This is a genomic window from Marinomonas sp. 63XJN7_7_ISO-PGPR-S23-202 (assembly GCF_056173505.1).
In genome coordinates, this window is sequence record NZ_CM149677.1 from 2,448,923 (window position 1) to 2,465,639 (window position 16,717).

At 42.6% G+C, this 16,717-nt stretch carries 11 protein-coding genes; 10 read left to right on the forward strand and 1 reads right to left on the reverse strand.

The annotated features are described in order from the left end of the window. The first annotated feature begins 4 nt into the window (after nt 1-4). The 10 genes from tssM (at nt 5) to AC0VYG_RS11305 (ending at nt 14,452) form a co-directional block, all read left to right on the forward strand. Nucleotides 5-3,514 (forward strand): type VI secretion system membrane subunit TssM, encoded by a 3,510-nt coding sequence (gene tssM / locus AC0VYG_RS11260; protein ID WP_475432355.1) that lies wholly within the window; start codon nt 5-7, stop codon nt 3,512-3,514. Continuing rightward, complete coding sequence (tagF, locus tag AC0VYG_RS11265; protein WP_475432356.1) at nt 3,496-3,798, forward strand: type VI secretion system-associated protein TagF; 303 nt, start codon at nt 3,496-3,498, stop codon at nt 3,796-3,798. Before tssM ends, tagF begins: the two co-directional genes overlap by 19 nt. Nucleotides 3,799-4,214: 416 nt before the next feature. Beyond that, nucleotides 4,215-5,027, forward strand: coding sequence for a PP2C family protein-serine/threonine phosphatase (locus AC0VYG_RS11270; RefSeq protein ID WP_475432357.1), 813 nt, complete (start codon nt 4,215-4,217; stop codon nt 5,025-5,027). 172 nt (nt 5,028-5,199) lie between these two features. Then, nucleotides 5,200-6,039: a 2Fe-2S iron-sulfur cluster-binding protein gene (locus tag AC0VYG_RS11275; RefSeq protein ID WP_475432358.1), complete on the forward strand. Its 840-nt coding sequence runs from the start codon at nt 5,200-5,202 to the stop codon at nt 6,037-6,039. 24 nt (nt 6,040-6,063) lie between these two features. Further along, nucleotides 6,064-7,329: an exonuclease subunit SbcD gene (sbcD, locus tag AC0VYG_RS11280; protein WP_475432359.1), complete on the forward strand. Its 1,266-nt coding sequence runs from the start codon at nt 6,064-6,066 to the stop codon at nt 7,327-7,329. After that, nucleotides 7,326-11,027, forward strand: coding sequence for an AAA family ATPase (locus tag AC0VYG_RS11285; RefSeq protein ID WP_475432360.1), 3,702 nt, complete (start codon nt 7,326-7,328; stop codon nt 11,025-11,027). The genes sbcD and AC0VYG_RS11285 overlap by 4 nt, the downstream gene beginning before the upstream one ends. A 340-nt stretch (nt 11,028-11,367) precedes the next feature. After that, entirely contained in the window at nt 11,368-12,093 is a 726-nt protein-coding gene (minC, locus tag AC0VYG_RS11290; protein ID WP_475432361.1) for a septum site-determining protein MinC, read from the forward strand. Between the two features lie 59 nt (nt 12,094-12,152). Continuing rightward, complete coding sequence (gene minD / locus AC0VYG_RS11295; protein WP_475432362.1) at nt 12,153-12,962, forward strand: septum site-determining protein MinD; 810 nt, start codon at nt 12,153-12,155, stop codon at nt 12,960-12,962. Nucleotide 12,963: 1 nt separating this feature from the next. Continuing rightward, on the forward strand, nt 12,964-13,221 hold the full coding sequence (gene minE / locus AC0VYG_RS11300; protein ID WP_475432363.1) for a cell division topological specificity factor MinE: 258 nt from the start codon (nt 12,964-12,966) through the stop codon (nt 13,219-13,221). Nucleotides 13,222-13,399: 178 nt separating this feature from the next. Continuing rightward, nucleotides 13,400-14,452, forward strand: a complete 1,053-nt coding sequence (locus AC0VYG_RS11305) for an aldo/keto reductase (protein WP_475432364.1) — start codon at nt 13,400-13,402, stop codon at nt 14,450-14,452. A 153-nt stretch (nt 14,453-14,605) separates the two neighbouring features. Here AC0VYG_RS11305 and fusA read toward each other — a convergent pair whose 3' ends face one another. Continuing rightward, a complete protein-coding gene (gene fusA, locus AC0VYG_RS11310; protein WP_475432365.1) occupies nt 14,606-16,693 on the reverse strand; it encodes an elongation factor G in 2,088 nt (695 codons plus the stop codon). Nucleotides 16,694-16,717 lie beyond the last annotated feature (24 nt).

Sequence of the window (16,717 nt, forward strand, 5' to 3'; positions counted from 1 at the left end):
TGAAATGAGTTTTATAAAAAAATGTAAGAAACTCTCTTACATACTAATCTCAAGAACAACGATGCTTATTATTGGTTTTTTATGTTTGTTTTTTTTAATTTGGTTTGGTGGTCCTCTTATTGTCATTACCGATTTTTTTTCGCTTAACAGTATTTTAGCGCGTGTCATTTTAATATTATGTATTGTTCTTGGTGTTGCTGTGACTAAGATCTATCAGCTGACTAAGCAAAGTAAGCGTAATAGCAACATGGCCGAAGAACTGGTAGATGGCAGTGTTGATAATGATGACATAAACGAAGAAATCAATACGCTGAATAATCGTATGTCGGATGCCATCGCTCGTCTAAAAGATGTTAAGTTGTTTAAAGGTAAAGATATCTATCAATTGCCTTGGTACGTTATGATTGGCCCACCAGGGGCTGGTAAGACCACTATTATCAATAACTCTTGGTTAGATTCCACCCTAAAAGACAAGTTGGGTGTTGATTTAATTAAAGGTGTGGGTGGAACACATAATTGTGACTGGTGGTTTACAAATAAAGCGGTTTTGATTGATACGGCAGGTCGCTATACAACTCAGGATAGCCACTCTAAGCATGACTCAAAAGCTTGGCAAGGCTTTCTTGGTCTGCTTAGAAAATATAGACCGTTAAGACCAATTAATGGTGTTGTCATTAGCATGGGGGTTTCCGAGCTAATGGGGCAAACGAAAACAGAGCGAAACCTCCACGCTAGAGCGATAAAGCAACGTTTACAGGAAATGCAAAACCAACTTGGTATGACTTTTCCTGTTTATGTCATTCTCTCAAAAGCAGATCTTATTGATGGTTTTCGTGACTTTTTTAATGAGTTAACAGAAGAAGAGAGCAATCAGATTTGGGGGGTGGCCTTTCCAATAGATTCAAAAAATGGTACTCAGATAGAGCAATTTAATAAAGAATTCCATGGTTTGATTGCTAACCTGACTGAAATGTTAAATCGCAGGTTGATCAATGAGCGGGATGAGTCTGTAAGAGCCAAAGTTTTTGAGTTTCCCCATCAGCTTAGGTTTTTACAAGAGGTATCGTATTCTTTTTTGAAAGAAATCTTTACTCCCAATACTTATGAACAACCCCTAGTCTTTCGTGGTGTCTATTTAACGAGTGCGACTCAAGAGGGTGAACCTTCTAGTTTTCTGAGTGATAAAAAGGTGGCCAATAGTGGTCATATTAATCAATCTAGAAGCTTTTTTATTAAAAAAGTGTTAGAGAGTATTGTCTTTCCTGAACAAAACTTAGCAAGTACTAATAAGTATCATGATAAGCAGAACAAATGGCTTAGAGTTACGGGTGTTTCATTAGGATGCTTTGGGCTATTAGGTTTTGGTTTTCTTGCGTATGGTAGTTATTTGTCGAATTCTAAATTAATAGACCAAACGGATCAGTTAGTAACACAGTATAAGAAAGTGGACTCAGGGGACTTTGATACTAACAATTTAGTCGTACTAAATGATCGCCTTAATGCCTTGCGGGATTTGCCAGCGATTAAACCTAATGCTAAGAACCAAGTTTCGCTGGTTGGTGTTGGACTAGACAAGATTTCCAACCTAAAACAAACCTCGATGAATGCCTACGAACGCTCACTGAAAGCTTATCTTGAACCTTACATGGTTAAAGTGCTTCTGTCTGAGATGAAAAATAATGCAGAGCATTTAAGTTATCTTTATGAAACACTTAGAACCTATTTAATGCTCTACATGCCTGAGCATTTTGATGCGAGTGATATTGAAGCTTGGTTTGATGTTTACTTCGATCGTAAGCTGCCAGGATACAAAAACACTCAAATTAGAGCGGAGTTACATCATCATCTGGTAGCCTTGTTGTCTATTAAATTAGACCAGACTCAAATGGACCATGATGCGGTACATGATGCTCGACTAGCTCTAACGAAACTTCCTACAGCTGAAAGAGTTTATCGGCGCTTAAGAGCGGACTATATGAATAGCAGTATTCCTCCGTTCAGGCTAACTGACATTATTAGTCCGAAAACAGCAGAATCTTTTGAGTTGAAGCACCTTTCTGAGGCGTCTAATACAATTCCAGGTTTATATACCTATAATGGTTTTTACGGCATTTTCAATGTTGAAAAAAGCAAAATGCTGGGCACTTTGGTTTCCAATAATTGGGTATATGGTAAAGCGGCGGCTGATAAATACGATGTATCAAAACAACAGGTAGAGAAAGAGCTTGAAAAGCTTTATTTTCAAGATTACATCTATTATTGGAAAACTTTTTTGGATAATTTGAAAATTAAAGATTTTAATTCGGTTTCTGAAGGTATTAAGGTAACGGATGCTTTATCTGGTCCAGAAGCGCCTATTAAAAACATCATTTCAGCGGTTCAAAGGAATGTTGCTTTAACGAATGCGCCTAAGAGTCAAGCAAATGGCGCACTTAAAAAGGCGGCTGATTTGGCGGGTGCAGCAAATGCTGCCGTTGCAAAAAAAGCGGAGCGAATTAATAAGTTCTTGCCTGAATCGATTCAGTCGGGGTCAAAAGAACTTATTCCGGGTCATGAAGTGGAAGAAGCGTTTCAAGGGATTTTGAGCCTAACCCCAGCAAAACTTGATAAGGTTCAATCCGATCTCAAATCACTTAACGTTTATCTTAACAAAATTAGCCAAAGTGATGCTATGACGGCTTCCATTAAAGAGCTGTTGGCTGGCAAAGGTGAACCTGATTTTATTCGTCAGTTATCATCTAGTGATATTGTTGCCCCATTCTCTGGTTGGCTCAAAAATGTTGCTGGTGACACGTCAGATATTGTTAAGCTGAATGCTGATCGAGTCATTAATAAAATGTGGCGCAATGATGTTTTACCAGAATACAGGGCAGCCATAGCTGGGCGTTATCCTGTCGCTAAAAACAGTAAACAAGAAATCAGTTTGAAAGACTTCGCTCATTTCTTTGGTCCAGGTGGTACGCTGGATAAGTTCTTTACAACCTACGTTGCGCCAAGTGTAAATATGGGAAGCAATAGGTGGTCATTTAAGAGAGATATCGGTATGAGTCTTTCTTCTCTGACGATGTTTCATGAGGCCTACAGAATACGTAAGGTATTTTTTGACAACGAAAGTGGCGCTTTAAATGTTGGGTTTGGCCTGAAGCCAGAAGAACTTGACCGCAGTGTTTCGAGCATTAAGCTAGATATTAATGGGCAATCTCTTGTTTATCGTCATGGGCCACAACGTGTGATTAGTATGTCTTGGCCCGGACCTAAACCCCTTGCTGGAACAAAAGTTGAATTTAGTCTGATTGGTGGTGGCCGTTTAATTAGTCAAAACTATGATGGAGAGTGGTCACTTTTCAGAATGCTGGATGCCTTGCAAAGCAAACGCACGAAGACGGCCAAGGATTTAAGTATGCATTTTGACGTTGAAGGTAATCATGCGGTGATTAAATTGTTACCGAATTCCGTAAGAAATCCTTTTTGGAATGATTCGTTAGAGAGTTTTAGATGTCCGATCAAGCTGTGAGTTTTGGTTATCTTGGCAAGTTGCCCAGTGTAGGGGACTTTCTTCAAGATAATGTCGATGCTGACTTTCAGGGAGTGTGGGACCGCTGGTTGCAAACCTTTCTTTCTGTAAGTAAAGAAAGAATGGGGGACTCTTGGAAGGATAAATTCTTAACGGGCCCAGTATGGTATTTTGCTATGTCCCCTAGCATAACAGGGGATAGTGCTAAGATGGGAGCTGTGATGCAAAGTATGGATGTCGTCGAAAGGCCATATCCGCTTACACTCGTGGCGAATACGGGTTGAGGTCATTGAATTCGACGTATTATCACTTGAGTGTGAGGGTTCTGTTCTTGTGGTTCTAGAAAATTCGGTTAACTTGTTTAGCTGGAGAAAAGAGGTTTAGGGAGGCGGTTAAGCCAATAGCCAATCCATTAAAGCATTATAAACATTATAAACATTTTTCTTCATCAGATGAAAATACAACAACCCAATTGTTTGAGTTTTCAGGAACAGAGCTTACTGGGGAGTGAGGCAAGATATGCTGTACGCTCTCTTATATAAAATATATGGCAGTTATAGTATTTGGTGGACTCATGGTTCATGTCTCTTGAGTTCTTCTGTTACCATTACTTCAGGGTTACCTTCTGTGAATCAGGCCACCGCTATGTTTGATGGTAGGTGGCAGCAGTGGCAATGGAATCTCGTGTAGGTTAGAGATAATGATGAGAACTAATATCAGTTATGCAATCTCTCATAGAGGGGTGGTAAGGCAGCTTAATGAAGATTCATTTGCGGAAATTTCTAGTCATAACTTATGGGTTGTCGCTGATGGTATGGGAGGGCATGAAGCGGGTGACTATGCTAGTCAGTTGGTTGTGGATGCAATAAGATCGAAAGTATTAAATTATACTTATGAAGAATTAACCGTTGATCATATTATTGCGGCAGTCAAGCAAGCAAATCATGACCTAAAACAATATAGCCATTATCACTTAGGCGGCAAAATAGCGGGCAGTACGGTTGTTATTCTGTTTATTAAAAACGATGAATTTTTTGTTGTTTGGGCGGGTGATAGTCGCGCATATTTGCTTCGCAATGGTGATTTTACTCAAATATCGAGTGATCATAGCCAAGTAAATGAGTTAGTTGCTCAGGGGGTGATCAGCAAGAGTGAAATGAATACACACCCTTTGTCGAATGTTATTACTCGAGCAGTTGGAGTGGCAGATGATATTAATATTGACGTGATAAAGCGCGAAGTGTGTAGCGAAGATATGTTTCTGTTGTGTTCTGATGGACTTACTGGGGAATTATCCGATCAAGAAATTTGCTCGATGTTAGATTCGCAAAGCGTTATTGATACAGGACTTGCGCTTATGCATTCATCGCTAGTGAGAGGGGCCAAAGACAACGTTACTTGTATTGTTATTGTTTATAACGGGGTTGATAAACCGGTTATGGATGATGAGTTTGATTCTCTAAGTGAAAAAACCGTGCCCTTATTTAGCCGCCCGTTAAATCGCTTACCTTAATTTGAGCATTACAGGTAACCTAGTATCGCTAGATTTATCGAATTTTTAGAGAAATGGTCATCTTTTAAGGTGTCCATTTTTTTAATTGGGTGTTTTCCTTTCTCGCTCTGTAGACATCACAGGCTTGTCTGGCTGTGGCATAATAGGCTGAAACCATTGTTGGGTAATGTCTATGGATGCTTCTTCGGTCACCATTCAGGTGGATGATCAATCTTTTCAAGCTGAGGTGGGTGATAATCTATTAACCTCCTGTTTATCTCATCATGTTGATATGAATTTTAGCTGTCGGACGGGTGTTTGCGGGGCTTGCGCACTTTATGATGAAATGTCGAATAGGACGATTTTATCCTGTCAGTCTAGCGTTTCAGAGTCGCTGATATTAAGCAAACGCTTACCTAGTAAAGAGGATTCATTTCGAGTATTAGAGCGTCGTTTCCTTGACGAGACAGCGGTGGAGTTGGTGTTGCTTGGGCCCAGCGATGATGCATTTGGGGATTTTGTTGAGTTGCAACTTTCAGATGCGAATAAAACTACCATAGAATGCATGGCGTTAAACTCTGCTGGCGAACCACTGGTGTTATTACTCTCAAAACGTGATGTGAACGCCTCACAATGGGCACTTATTACGAATTCTGAAACCAACTCTTTTGTTGTTAGAATGCGGCTCGGTGAGCGAAAAGGGCGTTTATTAACCAAGCTTGATTTAGTTGACCGATCTGTTTGGTTGATTTGTGACTCTGCCACGGAGCGCTTTTCACCCTATTGGGAAACGGCTTTGGGCTCAGTGGGAGCGAATTTTTTAGGGCGATCTGTGTTCACAGCCAACAATTCTCTGTCCGAAAACAGTCTGCTTTTTAAAGAAGAATTGGCTATAGCGTTCAACGCCATTAATACCTCAAATATCGAGATCATTATACAAGCCGCTGGTTTGACCCAAGAAGAATGGAATCGGCTGCTGAGTGCCTTTTATATCCGCCCTAATCAAATCCATATCGTGCGTTTGCCACACTGAATAAAGATCATGGACCATTTTTAAATGAAAATACTACACACGTCCGACTGGCACTTAGGCCAGCATTTTATGGGTAAGTCTCGTCGAGATGAACATGAGGCTTTTATTAAGTGGCTACTTGCCTTTATAAAGCAAGAGTCCATAGGCGCAATGATTATCGTGGGGGATGTATTTGATACCGGTGCACCACCGAGCTATGCGCGAGAAATGTACCATCAGCTAGTACTTGATTTAAAAGCATTGAATTGCCAGTTGGTGATTGTGGGGGGAAATCATGATTCAGTGAGCATGCTTAATGAATCGAAAAGTTTGCTGTCCTATCTTGGCACTCACGTCTTGGCAAGTGCCACACCAGATGCTCTTGATTCCCATGTTGTACCTTTATTCAATGAACAGGGTGAAATCGCCACATGGGTATGTGCTGTGCCATATTTACGCCCAAGAGACGTTATGACCAGTATTCAAGGGCAATCTGAACAAGAGAAAAAGCAAAGTTTGATGCAGCAGATTGCAGACTTTTACCAAGATGTGTTTGCTCTTGCGGAGAAAAAGAATCAAGCCTTGGGGCAGCCTGTGCCGATTATTGGTACAGGCCATTTAACAACCATGGGCGGGCAAGTAAGTGAGTCGGTTCGTGATTTATATGTAGGTACGTTAGAAGCGCTACCCACCTCTTTGTTTCCTGCCTTTGACTATTTGGCGCTGGGGCACATTCATCGTGCTCAAGCCATCAATGGTAGTGGTCGTTATCGTTATAGCGGATCACCCATTCCTTTGAGCTTTGATGAGTTAGGCCGAGATAAATCGCTTGTCATCATCGACAGCGAGTTATTATCTGAAGACGGTTTTGTCGACGATCTTTTTGCTGAGCCAGTGGACCCTGTTCGTTTGGTGACCATTCCCAATTTTCAGCCTATGTTGAGTCTAAAAGGCAGTTTGGATGAGGTGCTGAAGTCAATTTCTAAAGTCGAGGTGCAAGCAGACAAACCCCTTTGGCTGGAAGTCACTGTGGTGGCGGATGATTACTTAAGCGATGTACAAAAGCGTTTGATGGAAGCGATCGAAGAGAGGCCAATCGAACTGTTAAGAGTGATGCGTAAGCGGAGCGATGTGCCAGCTTCATCGACATTTGAGCAGCGCCAAACCTTGTCAGAATTGACGGTGGCGGATGTGTTTCAACAAAGCCTAACCAGTGCCATGACACTAGATGAGGAAGAGACGAAGCAGCTTACCTCATTATTTGAATCCTGTTTGGTTGAGATGGAAGAAAGCAAAGAGAGTGATGTATGAAGATTTGTAAACTCCGTCTTAAAAACCTAAATTCTCTAAAAGGCGAATGGGAGATTGATTTTACCAAAGCGCCGTTCGATGACGCCGGCGTGTTTGCCATTGTCGGTCCAACGGGGTCCGGTAAATCGACCTTGCTGGATGCCATTTGCTTAGCGCTTTATCATGAAACACCGCGCTTAAAAGTCTCGCCTACACAAAATGAGTTAATGACGCGTCATACAGCGGAATGCTTGGCAGAAGTGGAATTTGAAATCAAGGGCAAAGGCTACCGTGCCTTTTGGAGCCAACGTCGCTCCCGTGGTTTAAGCGATGGTAATTTACAACCTATTGTTTGTGAATTAAGTGAACGCGACGGCACCATTATTACCAGCAAAATCAATGAAAAAATTGCCAAAGTGGCTGAGCTGACAGGGTTAGATTTTGGGCGATTTACCAAGTCCATGCTCCTTGCTCAAGGCGGTTTTTCTGCTTTCTTAAATGCTACAGCGAACGACAGAGCAGAATTGCTTGAGGAACTGACTGGCACGGAAATTTATGGCGATATTTCCAAATGGGTGTTTGAAAAACATAAGCAGGAAAAACAAGCCATTGCAGCGCTGGAGTCGGCCAATACGCAAAGAAAGCTATTAAGTGATGAAGCCTTTACAGCGCTAAAAGAGCAGGAACATGGCTTTAAAGCCAAAGACCAACAATCTGAAACGCTCTATAAGCAGCAAAAGGCATTGTTGGATTGGTATCAAAAGTTCCAACAAACGCAATCGGAACTTAAAAGTTATCAAGACAGTCATGCTGAAGCCAAACAAGCACTAGACGCCTTTCAGCCAGAATTAGACAAACTCGAACTAGCAGAAAAGGCCAATGCATTAACGGCTGAATTTGATAAAAAACAAGCGTTAGTTTCGCGTTTAACAAGCCAAGAAGTTGCGTGGCAAGAAGCAAAAGAGACGCTAACCCAGAGCGAAAGTCAGTTTCAAACGCTTGAACAACAGCAGAGCGAATCCAAAGTCGTTTTTGAAGAAAAAACCGTCCAATGGGAATCGTTGAAAGAAATTATTGCTAACCAAATTCAGCCATTGCTTTCCAAAGAAGAAAGCCTTGCAGAGCAGCACAAAACGGTACAAACGCGTGTGCAACAGCATAAAGATAAGCTTCGCCAGCAAGAAACGCTCAGCCAACAAAAACAGACGGCGTTCGAAACGTTAACCAGAGCCAGTGAAGAGGCGTTAGCTAAGCTGGACCAGTGGCCCAATGGGGAAAAAGTTGAGGCAGAATTGACTGGCTGGCACCATCAACTCCAGTCTCTTTCTAATACTCAAGAGCAGCTGACGCAATTGCAAAATGAGCTGGCAGAGAAAACTAACAGTCATCAAGTGGCGCAGCAGGCTTTTGCTGAAGCCAATCAAAGTTTTGAGCAGAAGAAAGCTCAGTATACGCAAATCACTCAGCGATTAGAGCAGTTGCAGACTCAGATAATGGGATTAACTGAGCAAAATGAGCTTGCTCAGTGGCAAGAGGCATATCAGCAAGCACAATTACGCCAGCAAGATTCGATCTACTTTTTACAGATTCATAAAACCGTTGCGAACAATCGCAATTCCCAAGAAGAGCTCAAGCGCAAGCTTGCAATGCTGAATAGCAATCTAATCGAACAACATCAGCAATTGGAGCAGCAGCGGGCCTTTTACAAAGACAAAATGCGTCATCAAAAGAGCCTAGAAAAGCTGGTTGAAGCCGAACGTCAGATTACGGCCTTGACACGTTTGCGTGATGAGTTAGGTGAGCACGATCCTTGTCCTTTATGCGGCTCTGTTCATCATCAGCTTGAGAATGCGCATTATCAGACTGACTCAGGGAGCCAGGCAGAATTAGAGACACTTCGCAAAGAGATCGACCTACTTACCAAAGAAGGACAGCAGCGTAAGACGGATAGCGAGGTTGCTAAGCGTGAGTTGGATATGCTGACTGCCCAGCAATCGCAACTGGCTGAGCAATTAGCCCAGCAAGAAAGCGAGTTAATTGGCCTTGGTCAGATGCTATCACCAGCAGCGAAGTTGGATGTATTGAGTCATGATGCAGTGAGTGCTTTTGTATCGTCGTTACAAGCGGATTGGCAAGTGAAACAGCAAATCGCTGCTAAGCTACAACCTTTGTTGCAAGAAAAAGCGCAATTGGAATCTCAATGGCAAACGTTGAATCAGCAGTTGCAAGCAGAGCGTGAACAAGTCTCTAAGCATGAGTCACAAAGGCTATTATTGGCACAGTCTATTGAAGGGTTAAATGACAACATTGCTAAGCTGAGTGAATTGTTTCAGCAAGGAGATATGACGTTGCAGCAATCGATGCGCGCAGTTGACTTGCCAGAAGCCTTCATGGCGATGCCAGTTTCTGAGCGTATCGAGGCCCTGCAGCACGCCATGCAGGATTGGCGCTCTGCGAAAAGTCATTACGACAAACAGCATCAGCAACTGGAACAGCTAAGCTTTGAGATTAAAACGCTCAATGACGGCAAAGCTGAATTGGCTCAACAGTTAGCAAGCGTTGAGCAAGAGTTAATGGTGCTGGATCAGCAACTCACATCCATAAAACAAGACATTGCGGAAATTCTAGATGGCAAGGAGCTGAATGAGTGGAAAGCCAGTGTTCAGGCTCAGTTTGAAGAGGCGAAGCAGCAGTATGAAACGCTGGTAGCGCAATGCCAAACAGCGCAGCAAGTCTTGACGTCGAATAAGGCCAAGGTCGAAGCGCTGACAAAAGCGTTTGATATATTAAAAGCCGAGGCTGATACGGCTCAAACGCATTGGTCTGATACCTTACGACGAGCTGAATTTGAAAGTGAAGCGGTTTGGAAAGAAGCGTGTTTGACGCAAGATGAAATAGCGTCATTAAAAGCCACTCATCAAATGCTGAAAGAGGCATCCTCTAAAGCTGATGTGTTGGTAAAGCAAGCTGAAAAGCAATTAACAGGGCTGCAAGCCATTCAGCCAGAAGAAGCGAAAAAAGCCGATGTGGATTTAACCACACTTGCTGATCAGGTGTCTGAGTTAGAGCAAGAGCGGCAACGTCTATATCGTCAATGGGGCGTTGTTTCACAGCAGATCAAGGAGGAGCTACAACGTCGGGAAGACGCCCAAGAGGCGGCGAAAGAGTTGCAAGAGCGCCGTGATGGTATGCTTTATCTTGATAAGCTGAATTATTTAATCGGCTCGGCCGATGGTGCTAAATTTAGACGCTTTGCCCAAGGTTTAACGCTGGACCATCTTGTATACTTGGCGAATCAGCACCTTACTATATTACATCGTCGTTATCAGCTAGAACGTAAATCTGAAGAGGCGTTAGCACTTGCCGTGGTGGATACTTGGCAGGCCAATGCCTCGCGGGATACCAAAACCCTGTCTGGTGGTGAGTCTTTTTTGGTAAGTTTAGCATTGGCACTAGCGCTGTCGGATTTGGTCTCCCATAAAACCAGCATTGATTCATTGTTTTTAGATGAAGGGTTTGGCACATTGGATAATGAAACCTTGGAGTCCGCTTTGGATGCATTGGATAACTTGCAGTCTTCTGGTAAAACCATCGGCATTATTAGCCATATTTCTGCATTAAAAGATCGGATCCCTGTGCAAATCCGCTTAACAAAGCAAAGTGGTTTAGGGGTCAGTCGCTTATCGCCAGAATTTTCTGTTCAAGACACGGCAAGCTAGACTTAGTATTCTTTTGTTTATCTGAATGAGCGCTATCGTCACATGATCTTTTATAAGGCAAAAGTTTTCCCCAGATGTACTAGAACAACCTTGTAAATAAGCTTTAAATTTTTAGTAAAATCAATAGGTTGTTGGGCTATTCATTATTGTACAAGGGACGATTAATCAGGCACTATTATAGAGCGCGTAATAAAGATTAATTGATATCAAAGACTTATCTTTGATGCCTTTCTTTAATCGACAGGATTGATAGAATAGGGGTTTTAAACACCCATTTAGTCTTTAAGCACAAAACTTATCTTGTTGAGCGTTTATAGGGCACGAAAAAAGGACAGTTTGCATGACAGACTTAGGCTTCCAGTTAAAAGGAAGTGTCGTAACGACCATTTTACTTGAAATTCAAACATTGTCGTTAAACAGCATTATTGCTCAATTAAGAGAAAAGATTGAACAAGTGCCACATTTTTTTAATCAAGCACCTATTATTATCGATCTCTCTAAGTTAGAGCAGGATTTACCCCTTGATGCTTTTGATACATTGATCGTTTCATTAGCTGATTTGGGGTTGGGAGTTATTGGCTGGCGTTGTGATCAAGAAAATAAGCCAACTTGGTTTTCTCAGGCTAGAATACCTATGTTGCCTGCAAGTAAAGCGCGTCCTATTTTGATGCCGGAAGCGAAGCCCAAAGAAACAAGCCCTGATGTGGTTGTTAAAACGGTTGTTGAAGAGCGCTTAGTGCCGCAAGCAGCCAAGGTGATTACCAAGCCAATTCGCTCTGGGCAGCAAGTGTATGCAGAAGGGGATTTGATTATTTTAACCCAAGTGAGTGCCGGCGCCGAAGTATTAGCAGATGGCAATATTCATGTTTATGGTGCGCTGCGCGGCAGGGCATTGGCTGGGGTAAAAGGTGATACTCAGGCTAGGATTTTTTGTAAAAGTTTAGAGGCGGAGTTGGTTTCTATTGCGGGTAACTTCATGCTGAGTGATGCATTAAGAAAAATTATTTGGAAAGAGCCCGCACAAGTTGTATTAATCGACGATAGCTTAGATATAACATCACTTTAGTCACTATTTTTCATTTATATTTTGATCCACTCACGAGTGAGGGATCGGGGGATACAGCATTGGCAAAGATCATCGTGGTCACCTCAGGCAAGGGCGGGGTGGGTAAAACTACCTCCAGCGCAGCAATAGGGACTGGTATTGCATTAAAAGGGCACAAAACGGTTATTATCGATTTTGATGTGGGTCTGCGTAACCTAGATCTGATTATGGGCTGTGAGCGCAGAGTCGTTTATGATTTTGTTAATGTGATAAACAAAGAAGCAACTCTCTCCCAAGCGTTGATAAAAGACAAACGTACTAAGGATTTATTTATCTTACCTGCTTCTCAAACACGAGATAAGGACGCTTTGACGATAGAAGGTGTACAAGCTGTATTGGATGAGTTGTCTAAAGAGTTTGAGTACATTATTTGTGATTCACCAGCAGGCATTGAGAAGGGCGCGCAAATGGCCTTGTATTTTGCCGATGCGGCGATTGTTGTGACAAACCCTGAAGTATCATCCGTGCGAGATTCAGATCGCATCCTGGGGATATTGCAGAGTAAATCCCGTCGTGCGGAAGAGGGCAAAGAGCCTATTGAAGAACATTTATTGCTTACCCGTTATCACCCCGAACGGGTCGCCATTGGGGAGATGTTGAGCGTGAGCGATGTGGAAGATATTCTTGCCATTCCTTTATTGGGGGTTATCCCGGAATCCGAAGCGGTGTTGAAGGCTTCTAACCAAGGAACCCCAGTTATATTGGATCAAGAATCCGAAGCGGGACTGGCTTATACGGATGCGGTCGATCGATTAATGGGAGAGGAGCGTCCTTTACGCTTCTTGGATGTTCAGAAAAAAGGATTCTTCAAGCGACTGTTAGGGGGTTAATGTGGGTATTTTTGATTACTTTAAGGCAAAAAAGGCTCCCAGCTCAGCCTCTGTGGCGAAGGATCGCTTGCAGATCATTGTGGCTCATGAGCGCAGTAAGCGCCATCAACCAGATTATCTCCCTCAGATGCAGCAGGAAATTATCGATGTCATCCGTAAATATGTTGAAATTGGTAGTGAAGATGTACAAATTCAGCTTGAAAATACAGATGATTGTTCGGTATTGGAGTTGAATGTGACTTTACCAGAGCAAAATTAGCGGCTTTGTCTTTCTTTATAAGACGGTTTCATCAATATTGTAAAGTAGTGAGGTAGTGCGCTCCTCATTGTTTTCATTTATGAAACTGGCTTAAAACAATCACTTTTATTACATTGGTTAACGAGATTTTTATCCGGCATGCCTTGCATGCGTGTTATCAAATATAAGGAAGAGAACAATGAAATATGTACCGCTTGGCCGTACTGGGCTTGAAGTGTCAAGAGTGTGTTTAGGAACCATGACATGGGGCACACAAAATACTCAAGCGGATGCTGATGAGCAAATTGAGTATGCTTTAGATAATGGTGTTAATTTTATGGATACAGCGGAAATGTATTCTGTACCGCCAACGAAAGAGTCTTACGGGAAAACCGAAACCATCATTGGAGATTGGCTTTCTCGTCACCCATCGCGTCGTCAAGACTTTATTCTTGCGACGAAAATTGCGGGCCCTGGCATGTCCTATGTCCGTGATGGCAGTAATATTTCCGGTAAAACCGTAATCGAAGCGGTTGACGCATCTCTAAAGCGTTTACAGACAGATTATATCGATTTATATCAGCTGCATTGGCCGAATCGTACAACGCCTCATTTTGCCAAACATTTTCCGGGCAACATTCGTTTTACTAATGTGGATCGCGATGAACAGTCCATACAAATGCTGGATATTCTTCAAGGTCTAGAAGCATGTATTAAAGCGGGTAAGATTCGTCATTTTGGTTTGTCTGACGATACAACCTGGGGGATTAATGAGTTTATCCGACTGAGTGATAAACATGGTTTGCCTCGCGTCGCTTCCATTCAAAATGAATTTAGTCTATTGCATACAAAAGATTGGCCATACTTAGTTGAAAATTGTGTGCATGAAGATGTTGCCTATTTACCTTGGTCTCCTTTAGCGGCTGGTTCATTGACAGGTAAATATTTAAATGGTGCTCGTCCTGAAGGGAGTCGTTGGACATACGCTCAACGTAATGGCCTTTTCAGAGATACGCCACTGGTTGAAAAGGCTGTTAGTCAATACTTAGAAGTCGCTGCTAAGCATAATATGACTCCGGCTCAGCTGGCTTTGAGTTGGTGTGATCAAGTTGATGGTGTTACCTCCACTATTATTGGTGCCACGTCTTTAGCGCAATTAAAAGAAGATATGGCGGCGTTTGATATGGTGTTATCTGAAGAAGCCCTGAGTGATATCATGGCGGTCTTGAGAGAATACCCAGTGCCTTTCTAGTAAAAATTTAAATAAGTGAAGCCGATACGCGTAAGTGTGTCGGCTTTTTTTTTGCTTCGCAATGAACAGAAATGTTCTGCATGACAGCATTGGGGAAACAAAAAAGCCGATGCAAGTGCATCGGCTTTTTAAATTTAGCAAAAAGGCTAGAAATTAATCTTTTTTAGCTTTCTTTTCGTTTTGAGCAGCAATAACGGTTTCTGCTACGTTGCTAGGACATGGTAGGTAGTGAGAGAACTCCATAGAGAACTGACCACGACCAGATGTCATAGTACGTAGAGTACTGATGTAGCCAAACATTTCAGCTAGAGGCACGTCTGCTTTAATGCGAACACCAGTCAAACCTTTCTCTTGGTCTTTGATCATGCCACGACGACGGTTTAAGTCACCAATAACATCACCAACGTGGTCATCTGGAGTGAACACGTCAACCTTCATGATTGGTTCAATCAATTGTGGGCCAGCTTTTGGCATAGATTGACGGAATGCACCTTTCGCTGCAATTTCGAAGGCAATCGCAGAAGAGTCAACCGCGTGGAAGCCACCGTCGAACAATTCTATTTCAACGTCTAGTACTGGGAAGCCAGCAAGTACGCCTTCTTCCATCATAGACTTAAAGCCTTTCTCAACCGCAGGGAAGAATTCCTTCGGTACGTTACCACCCACAACAGAAGAAGAGAATTTGAAGCCAGAACCCACTTCACCTGGTTTGATGCGGTAGTCGATTTTACCAAACTGACCTGAACCACCAGATTGTTTCTTGTGAGTGTAGGTGTCTTCAACTTCTTTCGTGATCGTTTCGCGATAAGCTACCTGTGGTTGGCCAACGATTAGATCTACACCGTAAGTACGTTTCAAGATATCTACTTTGATGTCTAGGTGAAGTTCACCCATCCCTTTAAGGATGGTTTCACCTGAGTCGATGTCTGTTTCAACACGGAATGTTGGATCTTCTGCAACCATCTTACCGATCGCAATGCCCATTTTCTCGTTACCGCCTTTATCTTTTGGTGTAACAGAGATAGAGATTACTGGCTCCGGGAAGACCATTGCTTCAAGTGTACAAGGGTGTTTAGGATCACATAGGGTGTGACCAGTTTGTACGTTTTTCATACCAACGATTGCAATGATATCACCAGCTTGAGCAGAAGAGATCTCATTACGGTCATCCGCTTGCATTTCAACCATGCGGCCTACGCGTTCCGTTTTGCCTGTGAAACTGTTTAGAATAGTGTCACCTTTGTTCAATACGCCTGAGTAGATACGTACGAAAGTAAGGGCTCCGAAACGGTCATCCATGATTTTGAATGCTAGTGCTTTTAATGGCTCTTTCGCATCAACGATTGCTTTATCGCCAGTTGGATTGCCTTCTTCATCAGTAAGATCTTGAGGGTCTACTTCAGTAGGGCTTGGAAGGTAATCAACAACCGCATCAAGAAGAAGTTGCATGCCTTTGTTTTTGAAGGCAGAACCACAGTAAGTAGGGAAGAAAGCAAGATCACGAGTACCTTTACGGATGCAGCGTTTTAGTTCTTCTACGGAAGGCTCTTCGCCGTCCATATAAGCCATCATTAGGTCGTCGTCTTGTTCAACCGCTGTTTCAATCAGCATTTCACGGTATTCTTCTACTTGATCAACCATGTCTTCAGGGACATCTTTGATTTCATAGTTTTCTGGTTGTCCCGTTTCATCCCAAATGTAGGCTTTGCGAGTTAGAAGGTCCACAACACCTGAGAACTCATCTTCCGTACCAATTGGCAGTACCATGATAAGAGGAGTGGCACCAAGTACTTTTTTCACTTGGTCAGTTACACGGTAAAAGCTAGCACCTAGACGGTCTAGTTTGTTTACGAAAATCAAACGTGCAACTTCAGATTCGTTGGCATAGCGCCAGTTGGTTTCTGATTGTGGTTCAACACCGCCAGAGCCACAGAATACACCTACACCACCGTCAAGAACTTTCAAAGAACGGTAAACTTCTACTGTGAAGTCAACGTGTCCAGGTGTGTCGATTACGTTTAGGCGGTGACCTTTCCACTCACAAGTAACAGCAGCAGACTGGATGGTAATACCGCGCTCAGCTTCTTGTTCCATGAAGTCAGTAGTCGATTCACCCTCGTGAACTTCACCGAGTTTATGGATTTTACCGGTAAGTTTAAGAATACGTTCTGTTGTGGTGGTTTTGCCCGCGTCAACGTGAGCAAAAATACCGATATTTCTGTATTTTGATAAGTCAGCCATTACATTACTCTAAATAATTGAGGA